The following is a 17,713-nucleotide window of genomic DNA, read 5'->3' on the forward strand; positions in this document are numbered from 1 at the left end:
CGTGGGCATGAATGACCGACGAGAACCTCCGCGCCCCTTTGGGGGCACTGTCGACGCGTTGCGCCGCTTGAACAGTCGGCATCCGTGGAATCACAACGATGCCTTCCATCCGTGGATCCTGACGCGCCTGCCGGCAGCGCACGGACTGGCGATCGACGTGGGCTGCGGCCGCGGCGAACTCCTCGCACTGCTCGCCGAACGCTTCGACCGGGTTCAGGGCGTCGACATCGACGCCGACATGCGACGGGTCAGTTCCGCCCGGTGTGCCGGGCTGCCGAATGCGACGGTGACATTGTCGGACCTCGCAGACCTGCCGACAGGCGCCGACCTGGTGACGATGATCGCCGTCCTGCATCATATGGATCTGCGGTCGACGCTGGAACAGGTCGCGAGGATCCTGAACCCGGGTGGGCGGTTCCTTTGCGTAGGTCTCGCGCGGCCGGAATCCGTCACCGACCGTATGTGGGACGCCGCTTCCATGATCACCAATCCGATCATCGGGTTCGTGCGGCATCCGTGGCCGTCAACGGCACCGGCGTGGCCGCCCCCGTTCCCGGTGCGGGACCCGGAACTGACCTTCGCCGAGATCGACGCCGGTACACGATCGATCATGCCGGGCGCGAAGTTGCAGCATCACCTCGGGTTCCGGCACACCATCGCCTGGACCAAACCCACAGCAACAATCGCATAGGTCCGGGCTGATGCTTCGCACTCAGAATCGATCGACCGTCTTGCCGCGGAGGTCTACTCGTTCGCCGCTGTTTACAGACTCACCACCAGCCGAAGGGCTGCGTCGACCGCACGGAGTTCATCGAGGCCCAAGTGCCCTATCAACTCGCCGAGTCGGCTCGGGTCCACCGCACTCGTCTGTTCGACGAGGACCCGTGTCGGGGTGCCATCGATCTCGATGCCCGGCCGAAACGTTGCCGGACGCGCCGAGGTCGACGTCGGCGCGACCAGCCAGGTTGAGAGGACGTCGAGATCGTCGGACTGCACCACAATCGCGTAGCGGGATCCGCGCTGTTCGTGGCCGCGGGTGCCGCGCGGCGCGCGGAGACGATAGACGTCACCACGCACGCAGGGACTCCATGTCGCGCAGGACCTGAGCGGCCTCGGCACAGTCGTCAGGGTCAGCAGCCAGAGTCTGTGCCTCAGTGCGAAGCCGCACCTTCACATGCCTGGCCGCGGCCTCGACGAGAGCATCACGCACCACCCGCGACACCGGCGTGCCGTCGGCCGTCAACTCTTCGAGTGCGAGCCTGGTGTCATCGTCGGGACGGAAGGTGATCGTCATAGCCATAAGTGCAGTGTCTCACAAGACGTAAGACATCGGCCGACACGATTCGGTGAGGGTGCACCGAAAGGCGTTCGTCCTGGCTACCAAACCGGACTGTATGGAAGTTGCGGAAAGTCCACGGCAGGTTGCATCTGCATTGCATGATCGACTCACGCTCATCGCGCGACCTCATCCGAATCAGCCCCCAGGAGTCACGGTCATGCAACTGTCCCCAGCGTCCGAAGCCATCATCACCGCCACAGCGGCGGTCGTGGCCGAACATGCCGACCAGATCACCGCCACCTTCTACCCCGACATGTTCGAAGCCCACCCCGAACTGCTGAATATCTTCAACACCGCCAACCAGGCGATCGGCGAGCAGCCCAAGGCCCTCGCCGCCTCGGTCGTCGCCTTCGCGGTGCAGCTCATCGACCCCGCTGCCCCCGACTTCACCCCGGTGATGCAGCGCATCGCGTACAAGCACGTGTCGCTCGGCATCCAGGCCACCGAGTACACGATCGTCGAGCACTACCTGATGAAGGCCGTGAAGACCGTGCTCGGCGACGCCGTCACCCCCGAGGTCGGGGCCGCGTGGGACGAGGTCTATTGGCTGTTCGCCACCACGCTGATCGCCGAAGAGGCGCGGCTGTATGCGCTCGGCGGCACCGATCCGGGTCACCCCTGGCGCGACTACCGCGTGGTCGAGCGCTTCGAGGAAGCCGACGAGGTCTTCTCGCTGCTGCTCGCTCCCGTCGCAGGCGACGTTCCGGCGCACCGCACCGGCCAGTACGTCGCGATCCAGGTCGAGTTGCCGGACGGGCGGCTCCAGCCCCGCCAGTACACGATCTCGTCGGGACCTCGCGGCGACAGCCTGCGGGTGACGATCAAGCGGGTGCGCGGCATCAACGGCGCGCCCGACGGCCAGGTTTCGGGCTGGCTCTACGAGAATGCCAAACCCGGCACCGTGCTGAAGGTCTCCCAGCCCGCCGGCGACGTGGTGCTCGACGGCTCCGACCGACCGATCGTGCTGGTCTCGGCCGGCATCGGCATCACCCCGGCCGCCGCGATCCTCGAGGACCTTTCGCGCCGCCAGCCCGACCGCACCGTACGACTCTTCCACGCCGACACCTCGTTCGACCATCACGCTCTCTACCAGGGGCTACGCCGCCAGGTGCTCGCGATGAGCGATGCCAGGGCCCAGAACTGGTACGAGCAGGGTGCGGACGAGGCTCCAACGCTGCACCCCGCGCGAAGCGGCTTCATGGATCTGAGCGACGTCGAACTGCCCGACGACGCCGAGGTGTTCATGTGCGGCCCGCTGCCCTTCATGCAGGCGATCAGGCACCAGCTCATCGCACGTGGTGTGCCCGCCGACCGCATCCAGTACGAGGTATTCGGGCCCGACCTGTGGGCGCAGAACCCCGACTGACCACGTCGATCACCACCCGGTGGTGCCGGTCTCGTAAGACCGGCACCACCGGTTGCACCTGAACGTCGGGCCCGACATCGGCAAATCCCCCGATCCGGCGCAGTAGCCTTCGGGAAGCCAGCACTCAGGCATGCCCGGCCACATCCAGACGGTCACGCTGCAGCACGACCTTCGTGGTGCGGGCGAGGTAGGCCTCCGGCGCGTCGTCCCAGTCGGCGAGCAGAGAAGTGACACGTTCGGCTTCGAATCCGGTAGTCGCAATGAAACTCAGGAGGTCGGGGAGGTGTGGTCGGACGTGCGAGACACCGACGTTCAAGGTGGCGCTCGTCGCGTACATGTCCATCACGGGCAGCTTGGTCCCGGTGTCGACGTAATAGCCGGTGCCGGTGCAGGTCCCACCCGGCCGCAGTGCACGCAGCGCATCCCGCAGACCCTGCGGCTTCGACGATGCTTCGACGACGACGTCGTACCGATCCGGGATCGCGCCGATGAGCGAACGTTTGCGGTTCTTGGAAACCTTGCGGACAACGGCGCCGAATCCGGCGGCCACCTCAAGGCGAGCGTCTCGGTCGTCGAGGTAGTCGACTTGCGACGCGCCGTTTGCGACAGCGAGGCCGGCGGCGTAGAGGCCGATGCTCTGACCTCCGCCGCCGATGACGAGGACCTTTCCTTCGGGGCGTTGCGCGAGCGGCGGCACTACGGATCGCCAGGCGTCGGTGAGGTTGTCGCCGGCAGCTGCGACCCGCAGCGGGTCGACGCCATCGGGGACTTTGACGAGGTTGAAGTCGGCGAACGGGATACGCAAGCAGTCGGCGATCATGCCGCCCCAGGTTCCGCATTCGGGGCCGAAGCCGTACGCCGACAGCGTCTTACCTTGCGTCTGTACTCCGAGGGTCGAGCACTTGGCGGTCAGGCCGAGCCCGCATTCGTAGCAGGAACCGCAGGCCATCGCCCACGGAACCACCACGATGTCGCCGACGGCCAGGTCGTCGACCTCGGCACCGATCTCGGTGACCTGGGCAACGGCCTCGTGCCCGATCGCCCACGGCCCCCGGAACGGGACGTCGCCGACGATGCCGCTGATCACCGGGTCGATCTTGCCGAGCTTTAGGCCGGCCTGCATCGGGCGGGAGACGTGCGAGTGGAGCGGCAGGGTGTCGCCGTCGCATCGGCTTGCGATAAACGGCCGGACCAGTGCGTCTGTCGGCGCGGTGATGACCGGCGCGGGCCGTTCACGCCATTCGAGTCGACCGGTTTTGATGAAGGTGAGCTCACGCATCGGTTATCCCTACTATGATATGCTGCATAGCATATTAGGGAGGTGCGTCATGGGCGTCAAGACAGACACTCGACAACGCATGATTACTGCGGCAGCGTTGGTCATGCGTGAGCGCGGCATCGCCGGCACCACCATCGCTACCGTGCTGCACCGCAGTGGGGCGCCACGCGGGTCTGTCAGCTTCCACTTCCCCGGCGGGCGCAATGAACTGCTGACCGAAGCGCTACACCTGGCCGGCGACTCGGTCAGCACGCTGCTCCGCGCGGCCGTCGAAGCCGGAACTCCCCCCGCCGACGTGATCCGCGGCATCGGCGAGTACTACAAGCATCAATTGGCCGAGACCGATTTTCATGCCGGATGCCCGGTGGGTGCCGCCGCCCTGGATGCCTACGACGACGTAGACCTCGGCCCAGTGGTGGCGGAAGTGGTCGACGACTGGGCGAGCCTCCTGGCGCAGTCGATGGTCAAAGCCGGATTCGACGAATCTGCGGCCGCCGATGCAGCACTCGTAGCGATCAGCGCAATCGAGGGCGCGATCATGATCTCGCGCGTGAAGCGTTCGACCGATCCCATCGATCTGGCCGTAGACCTGGTCGTCCCGCTCATGCCAGAGCCGAAGAACTAGGGCGGAACTCGACGGCGTTCCGTAGCCAAGGAAAATCACGGACCCGGCAGCGCGGGCGGCACGACCGCAATCTCATCCGACGTCGAAACGCCGTTCTGGCAGATCAGGGTTCCGCGCTGGATACTCTGGACGCATGGCGAGGTTCAGCCCCCTCGAATGGCCGGTCATCCGGCAACTGCGCTCCGGTGACAAACTCGGGCGCGGTCCTGCCGTCGAGTCGCCACTTACCAAAGCCCTCGAGTCCCGGTTGGTCTCGGCCGATCGTGTCGTCCAGAGCGTCTGTCCCTTCTGCGCTGTCGGATGCGGCCAGAAGGTGTACGTCAAGGACGAGCGCGTCATCGCCATCGAGGGTGACGAGGATTCGCCGATCTCGCGGGGCCGGCTGTGTCCGAAGGGCGCATCGAGCGAGCAGTTGGTCAACAGTCCCTTGCGGCAGACCAAGGTTCGCTACCGCGCACCGTATGCCACCGACTGGCAGGACCTCGACCGCGACAGCGCGATCGACATGATCGCGGATCGGTTCATCCAGGCGCGCCGCGAGCACTGGCGCGACACCGATGAGCACGGCAGGCCGCTGCGGCACACCCTCGGGATCGCCTCGCTGGGCGGCGCCACGCTGGACAACGAAGAGAACTATCTGATCAAGAAGCTCTTCACCGCGGCCGGGGCCATCCAGATCGAGAATCAGGCGCGCATATGACACTCCGCCACGGTTCCCGGTCTGGGAGCCTCGTTCGGCCGCGGTGGTGCCACCCAGTCCCTGCAGGACATGGCCAATGCCGACTGCATTGTGCTCATGGGCGGCAACATGGCGGAGGCGCACCCCGTCGGATTCCAGTGGGTCGCTGAAGCGAAGGCCCGCGGTGCACGCGTGATTCACGTCGATCCGCGTTTCACCCGTACCTCGGCGGTGGTCGACAAACACATCCCGATGCGGGTGGGTTCGGACATCGTGCTGCTCGGTGGGTTGATCAACTACGTGCTGACCCACGACAAGCACTTCCACGATTACGTCGTCGCGTACACCAACGCGGCGGCTCTGATCGACGCCGATTTCGCCGACCCCGAAGACCTCGGCGGGCTGTTCTCCGGCTTCGACCCGGAGACCGGAACGTATGACACAGCCAGCTGGCAGTACACGGGTGGCCGGGACGAGACGCTCACCGATCCGCAGTCGGTGTTCCAGATCCTCAAGCGGCACTTCGCCCGCTACACGCCGGACATGGTCGAGCAGATGTGTGGCGTCTCGGCGGCCGACTTCGACTACCTGGCGCGGTCGCTGACCGACAATTCCGGCCCCGAACGCACCGGCTGTTTCGGGTACGCGACCGGCTGGACCCAGCACACGATGGGTGCGCAGGTGATCCGTACCGCCGGTATCCTGCAACTTCTGCTGGGCAATGTCGGACGCCCGGGCAGCGGCATCATGGCGCTGCGCGGTCACGCCAGCATCCAGGGGTCGACCGACATCCCGACCCTGTTCAATCTGCTGCCGGGATATCTGCCGATGCCGTCGGTGGGCAAGCACGACACCTTCGCCGATTACGTGCGGGCGGTCACCCCGGCCACCGGCAAGGGCTACTGGGCATACGCCGACGCCTACACCGTCAGCCTGCTCAAGGCGTGGTGGGGTGATGCGGCGACTGCGGAGAACGACTGGGCCTATGACTACCTGCCCCGCCTCAACGGCCCGGCCGGGACCTACCAGACCGTCGTGAACATGCTGGAGGGCAAGGTCGACGGCTATTTCATCATCGGCCAGAACCCGGCCGTCGGTTCGGCGAACGCCCGCCAGCAGCGCCTGGCGATGGCCAAGCTCAAGTGGCTCGTGGTGCGCGACCTCAACATGATCGAGAGCGCGACCTGGTGGAAGGACGGACCGGAGATCGCGTCGGGCGAACTCAAGACCGAGGAGATCGGCACCGAGGTGTTCTTCCTACCGGCCGCGACGCACGTGGAGAAGGCGGGCAGCTTCACACAGACCCAACGCATGGTCCAGTGGCGGCACCAGGCGTTGTCGCCGCCCGGAGAGGCGCAGAGCGAACTGGACTTCTACCACGATCTCGGCGCCCGGATCCGGGCGCGGCTGGCTGATTCGGACGATCCGCGTGATCGGCCGATCTTGGATATGACCTGGGACTATCCACTGAACGACCACGGTGACGTCGATCCCGAAGCGGTGCTCGCCGAGATCAACGGGCGGTATGCGACGGGACCCGACGCGGGCGCCCCGCTGGACTCGTACACCCAGCTCAAGGCCGACGGCTCGACCTTGGCCGGCTGCTGGATCTACGCCGGCGTCGCCGCCGGCGGCGTCAACAAGGCGGCCCGCCGGGAACCGCGGGGCGGGCCGAGCGTGACCCAGTCGGAGTGGGGATGGGTGTGGCCGGCCGATCGCCGGATCCTCTACAACCGTGCCTCCGCCGATCGGCAGGGCCGTCCGTGGAGTGAACGCAAGAAGTACCTCTGGTGGGACGAAGCGGCCGGTCGCTGGACCGGCGACGACATTCCCGACTTCCCGGCGACGACCCCGCCCGGCCATCAGCCGGAGCCCGGTGCGGTCGGCGCCGACGCGATCGGTGGCGACGACCCGTTCATCATGCAGTCCGACGGCAAGGGCTGGCTCTTCGCGCCGAGCGGGCTGGTCGACGGGCCGCTGCCCACGCACTACGAGGCGCAGGAGTCGCCGGTACGCAATGCGCTGTACCCGCAGCAGCAGGCGCCGGCCCGCGTGATGATGCCGCGCGCGGACAATCTGGACGCGCCCAGCGCCGGTGATCCGGGCGTGGAGGTGTACCCGTACGTCTTCACGACCTATCGGCTCACCGAGCACCACACGGCCGGCGGGATGAGTCGATGGTCGCCGTATCTCGCGGAACTGCAGCCGGAAATGTTCTGTGAGATCTCACCGGCCCTGGCCGCAGAGGTCGGGGTGGTCAACGAGGGCTGGGCGACGATCATCTCGCCCCGCGCGGCGATCGAGGCGCGTGTGCTGGTCACCGACCGGCTGCGGCCGCTCGACATCAACGGGCGTGCGGTCCACCAGATCGGTCTGCCATATCACTGGGGGCAGGGCGGCGACGCCGTCGTCACCGGTGACGCGGCGAACGACCTGATCGGTGTCACGATGGACCCCAACGTGTTCATCCAGGAGTCCAAGGTCGGGTCGTGCGCGATGATCGCCGGCCGGCGTCCGCGGGGTGCAGCCGCACTCGATCTGGTTCGCGAATACCAGCGGCGCGCGGGTGTCACCATGGAGACGGACAATGAGCGAGTGACCGCGACCGACGATGCCGAGGGACCCCGGGTGCAGGAAGGAGACCGGCAATGGGACAGTTGACCGGCCCCACGGACCCGAGCGCCGACGCCGCCTGGCCGATCATCGAAGAGCGGCGCGGCTTCTTCACCGACACCTCGATCTGTATCGGCTGCAAAGCCTGCGAGGTGGCGTGCAAGGAGTGGAATCGCAATCCGCGCCACGGCGACCTGGAATTCACCGGGATGTCGTACGACAATTCGGTGGCCCTGGGCGCCAGCACCTGGCGTCACGTCGCCTTCATCGAGCAGAATGCCGAGCGGATCGAGACCGCGCGTGAATCGGGCGCGCGGCTCGTCGGGCTGGGGATGCCGCAGCTGCGCACGAGCGTCGATGCCGAGCCCGCTGCCGCCGAACCCACCGCGGCACCGACACCCCCGGACACTCCCGAGTTCCGCTGGCTGATGTCGTCGGACGTGTGCAAACACTGCACGCACGCCGGGTGCCTGGACGTGTGTCCGACCGGTGCGATGATGCGCACCGAGTTCGGGACCGTGGTGGTGCAGTCGGACATCTGCAACGGCTGCGGAACCTGCGTGGCGGGCTGTCCGTTCGGCGTGGTCGAGCGGCGCAGCGACGGTACCGTCGCACCGACCACTCGCGACGGAGAGCGCAAAGGTGAGCAGCCCGCTGTGCCCAAGAGGGGCATCGCGCAGAAGTGCACGCTCTGCTACGACCGGCTGCGGGCGAGCGAGACCCCGGCCTGCGCCAAGACCTGTCCGACGACGTCGATCTCGTTCGGCGATCGGGCGGAGATGGTCGCCAAGGCGCACGACCGGGTGGCGCAGCTGCACACGGCCGGCATGACCGAAGCGCGGCTGTACGGCGCCAACGAGAACGACGGCGTGGGCGGCACCGGTTCGGTGTTCCTGCTGCTCGATGAGCCGGAGGTGTACGGACTTCCGCCGGACCCGCGGGTGCCGACAGCAGATCTGCCGGCCATGTACAAGCGTGCCGGGCTCGCGGTGGCCGGAATGGCCGCAGCGGCGGCCGTCTCGTTCCTGGGTTCGTGGAAGGACCGGCGTCGATGACCAGCTCCGAGTACGACCAGTTCCGGCCGCCTCGGCCGGAGCGTCGAGGCGGCCGGAAGGACAACGGCCGCAAGGACAACGGCCGCAAGGGATCCGGCCGGGCCGCCGATCTGATGGTGCCGACGGTGGAGGTGGCCGAACTCGACGAGCACGGCTACTACGGCCGTCCGGTGGTGAAGGCGCCGCCGTGGGAGTGGCCGATCGGCCTGTATCTGTTCCTCGGCGGTGTGGCCGGCGGATCCGCGGTGCTGGGGGCCGGCGCTCAGCTCACCGGCCGGGAGACGTTGCGCCGCAACACCCGTCTCGCAGGGCTGGGTGCCGCGTCGCTCGGCGCCCTTGCGCTGGTGGCGGACCTCGGCCGCCCCGAACGCTTCCTGCACATGATGCGCACCTTCAAGGTCACCTCGCCGATGAGTGTCGGCTCCTGGATTCTGACGGGGTACAGCGGACTCGTCGGCGTCGCCGCCGTCGGCGAGGTGGACCGGATGACCGGCGACCGGCTGCCGCTCGGTCCGTTGCGGCCGGTGCTGCGGGCCGTGGAACCGGTGTCCGGGCTCGGCGCAGGTCTGATGGGCGCGCCGCTGGCCGCGTACACGGCGGTACTGCTCGGGGACACCGCCATGCCGACCTGGCATGCCGCGCACCGCGATCTGCCTTTCGTCTTCGTCAGTTCGGCAAGCCTGGCCGCGGGCGGCCTGGCGCTGGTCACCACACCGGCGAACGAGGTGGGCCCGGCCCGCAACCTGGCGGTGCTGGGGGTGATCGGCGACGTCGTCGCCACCCGTCTGATGGAGAAGCGGATGGATCCGGTGGCCGCCGAACCCCTGCACCATGGCACACCGGGCAACCTGATGCGCTGGGCCGAGCGGCTCGCCGTCGCCGGGGGTCTGGGTGCGACGCTGTTCGGTGGGCGGAGCGGCCGGGCACGACGGCTCCTCGCCGCAGCGTCCGGTATCACCCTGATGGCGGCCTCGGCCTGCACCCGCTTCGGGGTCTTCGAGGCCGGGCTTGAGTCGGCGAAGGACCCGCGCTACACGATGGAGCCGCAGCGCCGGCGACTCGAAGCCCGGCGTGCGGCCGGGATCACCGACGACTCGATCATCGGATTGTGAGGATCGCCGGCTCCCCCGGCGCGGAAGGCTCGGCGGCAGTCAGGTGGCCGATGATCGGGTAGCCGGGAACCTCGCCGGCGACGAGCAGACCGCCCGAGGTCTGGGCATCGGCCAGGAGGAGCAGGTGGTCCTCGGTGATCCCGGTGCCGGTCACCAGGTGCGGGCGTACCCAGTCGAGGTTGCGGCGCGTGCCGCCGGAGACGAACCCGTCGCGCAGCGCCTCCCGTGCGCCGTCGAGCACCGGGACGGCGGCGGCATCGATCACCGCGCTGACACCGGAGGCCCGGCACATCTTGTACAGGTGTCCCAGAAGACCGAAACCGGTCACGTCGGTGGCGGCGCGGGCCCCGGCGCCGAGCGCGGCGGCGGAGGCATCCCGGTTGAGTGCGGTCATCGAGGCGATTGCCTGCGGGAAGTTCTCACCGGTGCTCTTGTGCCGATTGTTGAGCAGTCCGACACCGATCGGCTTGGTCAGGGTGAGGGGCAGCCCGGCCTGCGCCGCATCGTTGCGCAGCAACCTGTCGGGGTCGGCGATGCCGGTCACCGCCATGCCGTATTTCGGCTCCGGGTCGTCGATGGTGTGTCCGCCGATCACCGGACAGCCGGCCTCCGCCCCGACATCGAGACCGCCGCGGAGCACCTCGGTCATCATCTCCATCGGCAGGACTCCGCGCGGCCAGCCGACCAGATTGATTGCGACGACCGGCCGGCCGCCCATCGCGTACACATCCGACAGCGCGTTGGCGGCGGCGATCCGGCCCCAGTCGTAGGGCGAGTCGACGACCGGGGTGAAGAAGTCGGCGGTCGAGAGCACCGCGAGGCCGTCGGCGACCCGGACCGCGGCGGCGTCATCGCCGTCGTCCAGTCCGACCAGAACATCGGGGGCCGCGGGTCCGATGAGGTCTCGGATCGCATCCTCCAGCTCCCCGGCGGGAATCTTGCACGCACAGCCTCCGCCGTGAGCGTAGGAGGTGAGGCGTCGGAGTTCGCTGGGCATCTCAGTCACCCTCCAGAGGATAGGCGGCTATTGTGAGCGGCGGAGGCGTCTGGATTCCTGGTGGGTCCCCTGGTCTTCAAAACCAGTGAGGCCGAGTATCTCGGTCTGGCGGGTTCGATTCCCGTCCGTCTCCGCCAGCTTTCCGGTCACAGGAGGAGTTCTGCGGTGGATGACGCTGTGCAGCAACAGGATTCACGGCGCCACATTCCCCGCACCGATACACTGCTCGCCTTGCCCGAGGTGGCCGGCGCACGCTCGCGGGTGGCCGGCCACGTGATCATGTCGGTGATCCGCTCGGCGCAGGAACGTGCGCGAGCCGGGGAGATCTCACCGGAGGAGGTCGAGGCCGTCGTCGTCGCCGAACTGGCGGCGGCAACGACCTCCACCCAGACCCCGGTTCTCAACGCAACCGGAGTCGTCGTGCACACCAACCTGGGGCGTGCACCGCTCTCGCCGGTTGCGGTGGAGGCGCTGATCCTGGCGGCCGGCTACGTGGACGTCGAACTGGATCTGGACACCGGCACGCGCAGCAAACGTGGGCGAGGCACGCGGGCCGCGCTGCTGGCGGCCTGCCCGGCGGCCGAAGAAGCACTCGCCGTCAACAACGGCGCCGCGGCGCTCGTGCTGGCGACCACGACACTGGCGGCCGGCCGCGAGGTGGTGATATCGCGCGGCGAGCTGATCGAGATCGGCGCGGGATTCCGCCTGCCGGATCTGATCGCCTCGACCGGGGCGCGGTTGCGCGAGGTGGGGACCACCAACCGCACGCACCTGCACGACTATGCCGCGGCGATCGGCCCGGACACCGGTTGCATACTCAAGGTGCACCCCAGCAACTTCCGCGTCACCGGCTTCACCTCAGGCGTCTCGGTCCGCGAGCTGTCCGCACTGAGCGCAGAACATGGCGTTCCCCTCGTCGTCGATCTCGGCAGCGGACTGCTCGCACCCGACCCGGTGCTGCCCGACGAACCGGACGCCGCCACCACGCTGGCCGACGGCGCCGACGTGATCACCGCCAGCGGCGACAAACTGCTCGGCGGCCCGCAGGCCGGCATCGTGCTCGGCCGCGCGCAGACGGTGCTGTCGATGGCTCGCCATCCGCTGGCGCGTGCGGTCCGGATGGACAAACTGGCATTGGCAGCACTGGAGGCGACGCTGTCCGGCCCACGGCCGCCGGTCACCGACTATCTGCATGCGGACCCGGCGCGGCTGCGCGAACGCACCGAGGCGCTCGCAGCGGCCGTCGGCGGAACGGTGGTCGATCACGACGGCCGGGTCGGTGGCGGCGGAGCACCGGGTGTTCCGCTGCACGCGTGTGCGGTGCGATTGCCCGAAGCGGCGGCCCGGCCGCTGCGACTCGGCTCACCCGCAGTGCTGCCGCGGGTGCACGACGGTGCCACCCTGATTGATCTGCGGTGCGTGCCGGAGGCGGACGATCACCACCTCCTCCAGGCCGTGCGGACCGCGCTGCGCGGGCTCTGACCCGTGTACGTCGTCGCCACCGCCGGTCACGTCGATCACGGGAAGTCGACGCTGGTGAAAACACTGACCGGGATGGAACCGGATCGATGGGAGGCCGAGCGTCGCCGCGGTCTGACGATCGATCTCGGTTTCGTCTGGACCACGCTGCCGTCCGGACGCGAGGTCGGCTTTGTCGATGTGCCCGGGCACGAACGGTTCGTGGGCAACATGCTCGCCGGACTCGGCCCCTCGCCTGTCGTCTGCTTCGTGATCGCAGCCGACGAAGGCTGGATGGCACAGTCGTCCGATCACCGGGATGCGATTGCCGCACTGGGGATCTCGCACGGGTTGGTCGTGATCAGTCGCGCCGACCGGGCGGCTCCGGAACGGGTCGCGGAGGTGATCGCGCAGACCCGACGTGAACTGTCGGATACGGGGCTGGCCGAGGCACCGGTGGTCGTGGTGTCGGCTGTCGCGGGTACCGGGATTGTCGAGTTCGCGACGACCCTCGACGCGGTCCTGGGTGCTCTCCCGACGCCGCGTGCCGACGGGCCGGTCCGGCTCTGGGTGGATCGGGCCTTCACCATCACCGGTGCGGGCACAGTCCTCACCGGAACTCTGCCGGCGGGAACGCTGACGGCGGGCGACCGGCTGGAACTGCTCGGCGGAACCCGGACCCGCGAGGTCACGGTGCGCGGCCTGCAGACCCACGGACGCGACTGCGACGTGGCCGGACCCGTCAGCCGTGTCGCCGTGAATGTCCGGGGTGTGAGCGCCGACGACGTGCACCGCGGGGACGCGCTGGTGACACCGGGGACCGTCGTGCGTGTGCCACTGATCGATGTGCGCAGGACGTCCGGCGGCGGTTCCGTTCCCGAATGGCTCACCGTGCATGCCGGGTCGGCCGCCGTTCCGGCGCGGTCACGATCGTTCGACGACGACCACCATCGTCTGACGCTTGCCTCACCGCTCCCGTTGCATGTCGGCGACCAACTGGTGCTGCGCGATCCCGGAGCGGGCCGGATCGTCGGCGGCGCCCGGGTGCTCGACCTGGATCCGCCGCCGCTGCGCCGCCGCGGGGACGGCGTGCGGCGCGGCGAGGATCTGGCCTTTCGCGACAATGACTCGGCTGTGGGTGAGGAAGTGGCGCGCCGCGGCGCCGTCGAGCGCAACCGGTTGGCGGAGTCGGGATTCGCCGTCGACGCACTGCCCGACGGAGTCGAGGAGGTCGGCCGCTGGTGGGTGTCGCAGCAGCAACTCGACGACTGGCAGGCCCGCCTGCGCGGGGCCGTGGTGGCATTGCACGGGCGCGACCCGCTCTCGGCCGGGCTGAGCGACGGGGCGGCCCGGGATCTGCTGGCCCTTCCCGACGTGGCGCTGCTGCCGGCGGTGATCTCAGGCGCGGGAGTGCGGGCCGAGGGCGGCCGGCTGTTCCTTCCCGATCATCGTGGTGACCTAGGCCCTGCCGAATCGGCGGTCTCCGAGGTGGAACGGCGCTTGGCGGAGTCGCCGTTCGTCGCACCGACTGCGGAGGAGCTCGCCGAATTGCATCTGGGCACAAAGGAACTCGCCGCCGCTCAACGTGCAGGCCGACTACTGTGCCTCGGTGACGGCGTCATGGTCCTTCCTCGAACCCCGGCGCTGGCGATGCGTGAACTCGCGCGATTGCCTCAGCCGTTCACCACCTCGCAGGCCCGCCAGGCGCTGGACACGTCTCGGCGGGTGGCGATCCCGCTGTTGGAACATCTCGATGCACGCGGCTGGACGAGGCGGATCGATGCCTGTCATCGTCAGATCGTGCACTGAGCTGCGGAGGCAGGGAGCCATACTTCTCAGACGTTGATGGGTTCGGTCTGGCCGGTCGAGTCCAGGAGTTCCGATTCCACCTTGGCGTCGAGGAGGACGCCGTCGGGGTCGCGCGACACCACGATGCGCTTGTTCTCGACGCGGGCCGCAAGATGGTCGGCGAGTGTGGGTGGCTTACTCATTCGTCGTCCTCGTCGCCACGGACCTGGTCGAGTGCGTGCCGCGCAACCCGTTCTTTCGCTGCCCGGTAGATCTCGGTAATCCGTTGCTGCAGTTCTTCTTTGGGTGGCAGGACCGTCCAGTATTCGGCCACGACAATGCCGTCCTTGTGCATTTCCAGCAGCTCGATCTGCTCACGGGATGTCTCGGTGCACAGGATCAGACCCAGCGGTGCATCTTCGTCGTTGCGGCGTTCGTAGCGGTTGAGCCACTTGAGGTAGAGATCCATCTGCCCCTTGTACGCGGGACGGAACTTGCCGATCTTCAGTTCGACGGCGATCAGCCGATGCAGCGGACGTGAGTAGAACAGCAGATCGAGGAAGAAGTCGTCGTTGTCGACGGTCATCCGCTTCTGGCGTGCAACGAACGCCCAGCCGTTGCCGACTTCGAGAAGGAACACCTCCATCTCACGGATCAGCGCCTCTTCGAGGTCACGTTCGGCGAAGGTGTCCTTCAACCCGAGGAAGTCGAGGAAGTACGGATCACTGAAGGAGTCCATCGGCACCGCTGATCCGCCCGGGGTCTGCGCGTTTGCGATCTCGCGACGCTCGTATCCTTGGCGCCCGATGAGCTCACGTAGCGCGCGAACACTGAGGCGGGCGTCGAGCGTCTGCTGGATGTAGAAGGCTCTCGCCTCGGCCGAGTACACGGGCAAAAGTGCCCTGAAGTGGGTCCAGCTCAATTGTTGTCCCAGTGAGACCACAATCTCAGGGTCGGGGAACACCTGTGCGAACTTGATCATCCGGTACAGGTTGGGGCGGTCAAACCCTCGCCCGTACCGCTTAGTCAATTGTCGTGACAGCGTAGCGACAATCTCCTGATCGTAGTCGGCACGCCGCTCCGCCAGGACCTCCGTCTCAATGAGGTGCCCGATCTGCCAGTTCATGAGCGTCAGCGCCGCGTTCGCCTGCGTGGCGACGGCCGCACGCGTCTGTTCGATCAGCGCCGACACCTGATCGAACAGATCGCCGGAGTCACCTGACCGCGCCAGTTCAGCCATCGCCCACCCCTTCATGTCCCGACGCATCGGACGGCTGTCATTGATGCGACCTGCCAGCTCAGGGATACCAGGTGCCTACGACAATCCGACGAACCTGCACGACGAACAAGACCGGGACTTCGAGGTGGTCAGATCAGACGTTGAAGCGAAACTCTACGACGTCGCCGTCTTTCATGATGTAGTCCTTACCTTCCATCTCGAACGGGTCGAATCGCTACGCGCCCGGCTCGCCACCATCGACGCCGACTATGGCGCCGGAATCATCGACGGGCTGCGCCACCGCTCCGCGACCGACCGCGTGTGCGTCGAACTCGAAGCCACCGAACCGAAGCCGTCCACGCAACGCACCGGCAGCGCACTCGGGGAACTCCTCGCCACCGGCAACCCCTCGGCAGCCTTCCTGGATGTGGGCCTGATGTCGCAGCGCGCCATGATCGACACCCTGTGCACGGTGGGCTGCGCCGAGGAACGCGGGGCTGAAAGGTATTCGACCCCAAGATGGTTCAGGTCATCTGGCGCGAATAGACAGCCAATTAGGTGTTGTTCGGGGAGGCCTTCTGTTGCCTCCTGGCCTTGAACTCATCGAACCGGGCACGCAGCACGTAGAGGTGATTGAGCAGTGCTTCAGTGAAGTCGAGCATGTCCTTGGCGTCTTCGGGTGACACGTCGTCGTCATCGTGCGAACCTGCGTTGCCCGTAAGCCGCAGGAGGTCAGCCCATTCCGTGAGATCGCCGCTGATGGTGCCCTGCTTTTCAAGGGCTTCTAGCTTCGTCTGAAGCGTCCCCTTGGTCGCGCCGTTCATGTGACAGGTCCGCTCCAGCGCGTGCCGGGCCATCATCACGCTCGCCCGGTACGCCTTCGCGTCAAAGCAAGTCCGGGCCTCGCTGAACTCTGCTCGCAGCTCTTCGGGGATGGCAGGGTTGAGGCGGCGCGGCGTCGGGAAGTAGATGCCAGGTGTATCCAACTCGTACCCTCCGCCGAAATCCTCGCGGACTTGTACGACGGGAGCTTGGCACTCCGCCGAGCTGCACGCAAGAAGCGCGAACTCGGCCGGCGGCTCCCACGATACGTTCTGCACGAACCTGCCGATGACGCGACTGCTTGCGACTTGGGAGCAGCTCGGGCAGATGAACGCGCGGATATCGTCGTCCTCTACAGGCCCGCGTTGCTCGGCCACATTAACCCACCTCTCCCATGCGCGGCACGGTGCCGTCGTCTGACTGTATCCACTGCTCTGAGCTACCGTCACGGCATCACTAGATGTCCCGGTGCCGCCCACACACGCACCCGCGCTCGCGCTCGCACCCCGCTGACTACGGGACTTCGATATCCAGCGTGGAGCGTGTTCCATGTCCCATCCTTGCCGTCTCGTCAGCATGAAAGCCGCACCGCCGCGACCTTGGTTGCAGCTACACCACCATTCAGCGCCGCGTCGCTGACGGAACCTTTCCGTCCATACGCGTGGGCAGTTGATCCGGGTCAATCCCGGCGACCTCGACGCGTTGGAGGCAGAGCCCGAGCTGGCCTTCCTCCGGTGGCCGATCCACGCACCCCCGTACGCCGACTTCATCGTGAGGTTGGTAGACGCCCGCGCCGTCACTCACCGGTCAACAGCACGACTGCATCGCCGCGATTCTGAGCGGGACTACGCCCACGCAATCCTGCACGCCTGCACCGCGATCACCGGTGGACGTGACGACCTGGACGAGGCCGTCCACATGCGGATTGTCCGCCAGCTCGTCCTGCAGCGCGGCGGGCACCGCTTCCACATCCTGATCGGCGAAGCGGCGCTGCACCGGACAGTCGGCGACGGCGCGGTGATGGCGGCGCAGCTCGAACACCTCCGCGGCGAACTGGACCGCCCGAACGTCCGGCTCGGTGTGATCACCCCGGATGCCGCGCACCGCGGCCCCTACGACGAACGTCATCGTGTGCGACCGCAACGAGGTGCTCACCGAGATCGCCATCACCGAACTGACAATCACCCGGCCGCCGGATCGGAGATCGCTTTGCACGAGAAGACCTTCGCCTCTGGTCGCCGATCAAGCCGCCTACTGCGACGCCACCCGAGCGCTCGTCCGAGGAGCGCCGGAGCGGCGCACATGCGTGACCCATTGCATCGTGATCGTGAAGGGGTCACCGCTCATCTTCGCTAAATGGG

17 protein-coding genes and 1 tRNA gene are annotated in these 17,713 nt (G+C 67.4%); 10 read left to right on the top strand and 8 right to left on the bottom strand.

What is annotated here, in order from left to right:
• Positions 1–7: 7 nt before the first annotated feature.
• Positions 8–691, top strand: coding sequence for a class I SAM-dependent methyltransferase (locus Q0627_RS16475; protein WP_291015747.1), 684 nt, complete (start codon positions 8–10; stop codon positions 689–691).
• Positions 692–762: 71 nt separating this feature from the next.
• Here the strand turns inward: Q0627_RS16475 and Q0627_RS16480 are convergent, their stop codons facing one another.
• Both Q0627_RS16480 and Q0627_RS16485 read right to left on the bottom strand, forming a co-directional pair.
• On the bottom strand, positions 763–1,077 hold the full coding sequence (locus Q0627_RS16480) for a type II toxin-antitoxin system PemK/MazF family toxin (protein WP_291015748.1): 315 nt from the start codon (positions 1,075–1,077) through the stop codon (positions 763–765).
• Complete coding sequence (locus Q0627_RS16485) at positions 1,067–1,294, bottom strand: hypothetical protein (protein ID WP_291015749.1); 228 nt, start codon at positions 1,292–1,294, stop codon at positions 1,067–1,069. Before Q0627_RS16485 ends, Q0627_RS16480 begins: the two co-directional genes overlap by 11 nt.
• Before the next feature lie 202 nt (positions 1,295–1,496).
• On the opposite strand from Q0627_RS16485, the gene Q0627_RS16490 reads away from it, so the two are divergent.
• Positions 1,497–2,705: a globin domain-containing protein gene (locus Q0627_RS16490; RefSeq protein WP_291015750.1), complete on the top strand. Its 1,209-nt coding sequence runs from the start codon at positions 1,497–1,499 to the stop codon at positions 2,703–2,705.
• A gap of 124 nt (positions 2,706–2,829) precedes the next feature.
• On the opposite strand, the gene Q0627_RS16495 is transcribed toward Q0627_RS16490, so the two are convergent.
• Positions 2,830–3,984 carry a zinc-binding dehydrogenase gene (locus Q0627_RS16495; protein WP_291015751.1) on the bottom strand — a complete coding sequence of 385 codons (1,155 nt, stop codon included), beginning with the start codon at positions 3,982–3,984 and terminating at the stop codon, positions 2,830–2,832.
• A 79-nt stretch (positions 3,985–4,063) separates the two neighbouring features.
• On the opposite strand from Q0627_RS16495, the gene Q0627_RS16500 reads away from it, so the two are divergent.
• The 4 genes from Q0627_RS16500 (at position 4,064) to nrfD (ending at position 10,068) form a co-directional block, all read left to right on the top strand.
• Positions 4,064–4,609, top strand: a complete 546-nt coding sequence (locus Q0627_RS16500; RefSeq protein ID WP_291015752.1) for a TetR/AcrR family transcriptional regulator — start codon at positions 4,064–4,066, stop codon at positions 4,607–4,609.
• Positions 4,610–4,742: 133 nt separating this feature from the next.
• Positions 4,743–7,949 carry a formate dehydrogenase-N subunit alpha gene (gene fdnG, locus Q0627_RS16505; protein ID WP_291015753.1) on the top strand — a complete coding sequence of 1,069 codons (3,207 nt, stop codon included), beginning with the start codon at positions 4,743–4,745 and terminating at the stop codon, positions 7,947–7,949.
• On the top strand, positions 7,937–8,956 hold the full coding sequence (locus Q0627_RS16510; RefSeq protein ID WP_291015755.1) for a 4Fe-4S dicluster domain-containing protein: 1,020 nt from the start codon (positions 7,937–7,939) through the stop codon (positions 8,954–8,956). Before fdnG ends, Q0627_RS16510 begins: the two co-directional genes overlap by 13 nt.
• The gene (nrfD, locus tag Q0627_RS16515; protein ID WP_291015756.1) at positions 8,953–10,068 is read left to right on the top strand and encodes an NrfD/PsrC family molybdoenzyme membrane anchor subunit; all 1,116 of its coding nucleotides are present in this window, start codon (positions 8,953–8,955) and stop codon (positions 10,066–10,068) included. The genes Q0627_RS16510 and nrfD overlap by 4 nt, the downstream gene beginning before the upstream one ends.
• Here the strand turns inward: nrfD and selD are convergent.
• The gene (gene selD, locus Q0627_RS16520) at positions 10,055–11,065 is read right to left on the bottom strand and encodes a selenide, water dikinase SelD (protein ID WP_291015763.1); all 1,011 of its coding nucleotides are present in this window, start codon (positions 11,063–11,065) and stop codon (positions 10,055–10,057) included. The two genes, nrfD and selD, sit on opposite strands and share 14 nt — an antisense overlap.
• Positions 11,066–11,106: 41 nt before the next feature.
• Between selD and Q0627_RS16525 the strand changes: the two genes are divergently transcribed.
• The 3 genes from Q0627_RS16525 to selB all read left to right on the top strand — a co-directional run bounded on the left by Q0627_RS16525 (position 11,107) and on the right by selB (position 14,332).
• A tRNA-Sec gene (locus tag Q0627_RS16525) sits at positions 11,107–11,202 on the top strand.
• A gap of 40 nt (positions 11,203–11,242) precedes the next feature.
• On the top strand, positions 11,243–12,547 hold the full coding sequence (gene selA / locus Q0627_RS16530) for an L-seryl-tRNA(Sec) selenium transferase (protein WP_291015765.1): 1,305 nt from the start codon (positions 11,243–11,245) through the stop codon (positions 12,545–12,547).
• A 3-nt stretch (positions 12,548–12,550) separates the two neighbouring features.
• The gene (selB, locus tag Q0627_RS16535; protein WP_291015757.1) at positions 12,551–14,332 is read left to right on the top strand and encodes a selenocysteine-specific translation elongation factor; all 1,782 of its coding nucleotides are present in this window, start codon (positions 12,551–12,553) and stop codon (positions 14,330–14,332) included.
• A 26-nt stretch (positions 14,333–14,358) separates the two neighbouring features.
• On the opposite strand, the gene Q0627_RS16540 is transcribed toward selB, so the two are convergent.
• From Q0627_RS16540 to Q0627_RS16555, 4 genes are all read right to left on the bottom strand, one after another.
• Entirely contained in the window at positions 14,359–14,514 is a 156-nt protein-coding gene (locus Q0627_RS16540) for a hypothetical protein (protein WP_291015759.1), read from the bottom strand.
• Entirely contained in the window at positions 14,511–15,551 is a 1,041-nt protein-coding gene (locus Q0627_RS16545; RefSeq protein WP_291015760.1) for a YhcG family protein, read from the bottom strand. Before Q0627_RS16545 ends, Q0627_RS16540 begins: the two co-directional genes overlap by 4 nt.
• A gap of 133 nt (positions 15,552–15,684) precedes the next feature.
• Positions 15,685–15,747: a DUF933 domain-containing protein gene (locus tag Q0627_RS22535; protein WP_366851968.1), complete on the bottom strand. Its 63-nt coding sequence runs from the start codon at positions 15,745–15,747 to the stop codon at positions 15,685–15,687.
• A gap of 337 nt (positions 15,748–16,084) precedes the next feature.
• On the bottom strand, positions 16,085–16,729 hold the full coding sequence (locus Q0627_RS16555; protein ID WP_291014741.1) for a DUF4145 domain-containing protein: 645 nt from the start codon (positions 16,727–16,729) through the stop codon (positions 16,085–16,087).
• Between the two features lie 394 nt (positions 16,730–17,123).
• Between Q0627_RS16555 and Q0627_RS22540 the strand changes: the two genes are divergently transcribed.
• Positions 17,124–17,708 (top strand): Scr1 family TA system antitoxin-like transcriptional regulator, encoded by a 585-nt coding sequence (locus Q0627_RS22540; RefSeq protein WP_366851970.1) that lies wholly within the window; start codon positions 17,124–17,126, stop codon positions 17,706–17,708.
• Positions 17,709–17,713: the final 5 nt, after the last annotated feature.

The sequence above is a fragment of the uncultured Gordonia sp. genome (assembly GCF_937858515.1).
Lineage (GTDB): Bacteria > Actinomycetota > Actinomycetes > Mycobacteriales > Mycobacteriaceae > Gordonia.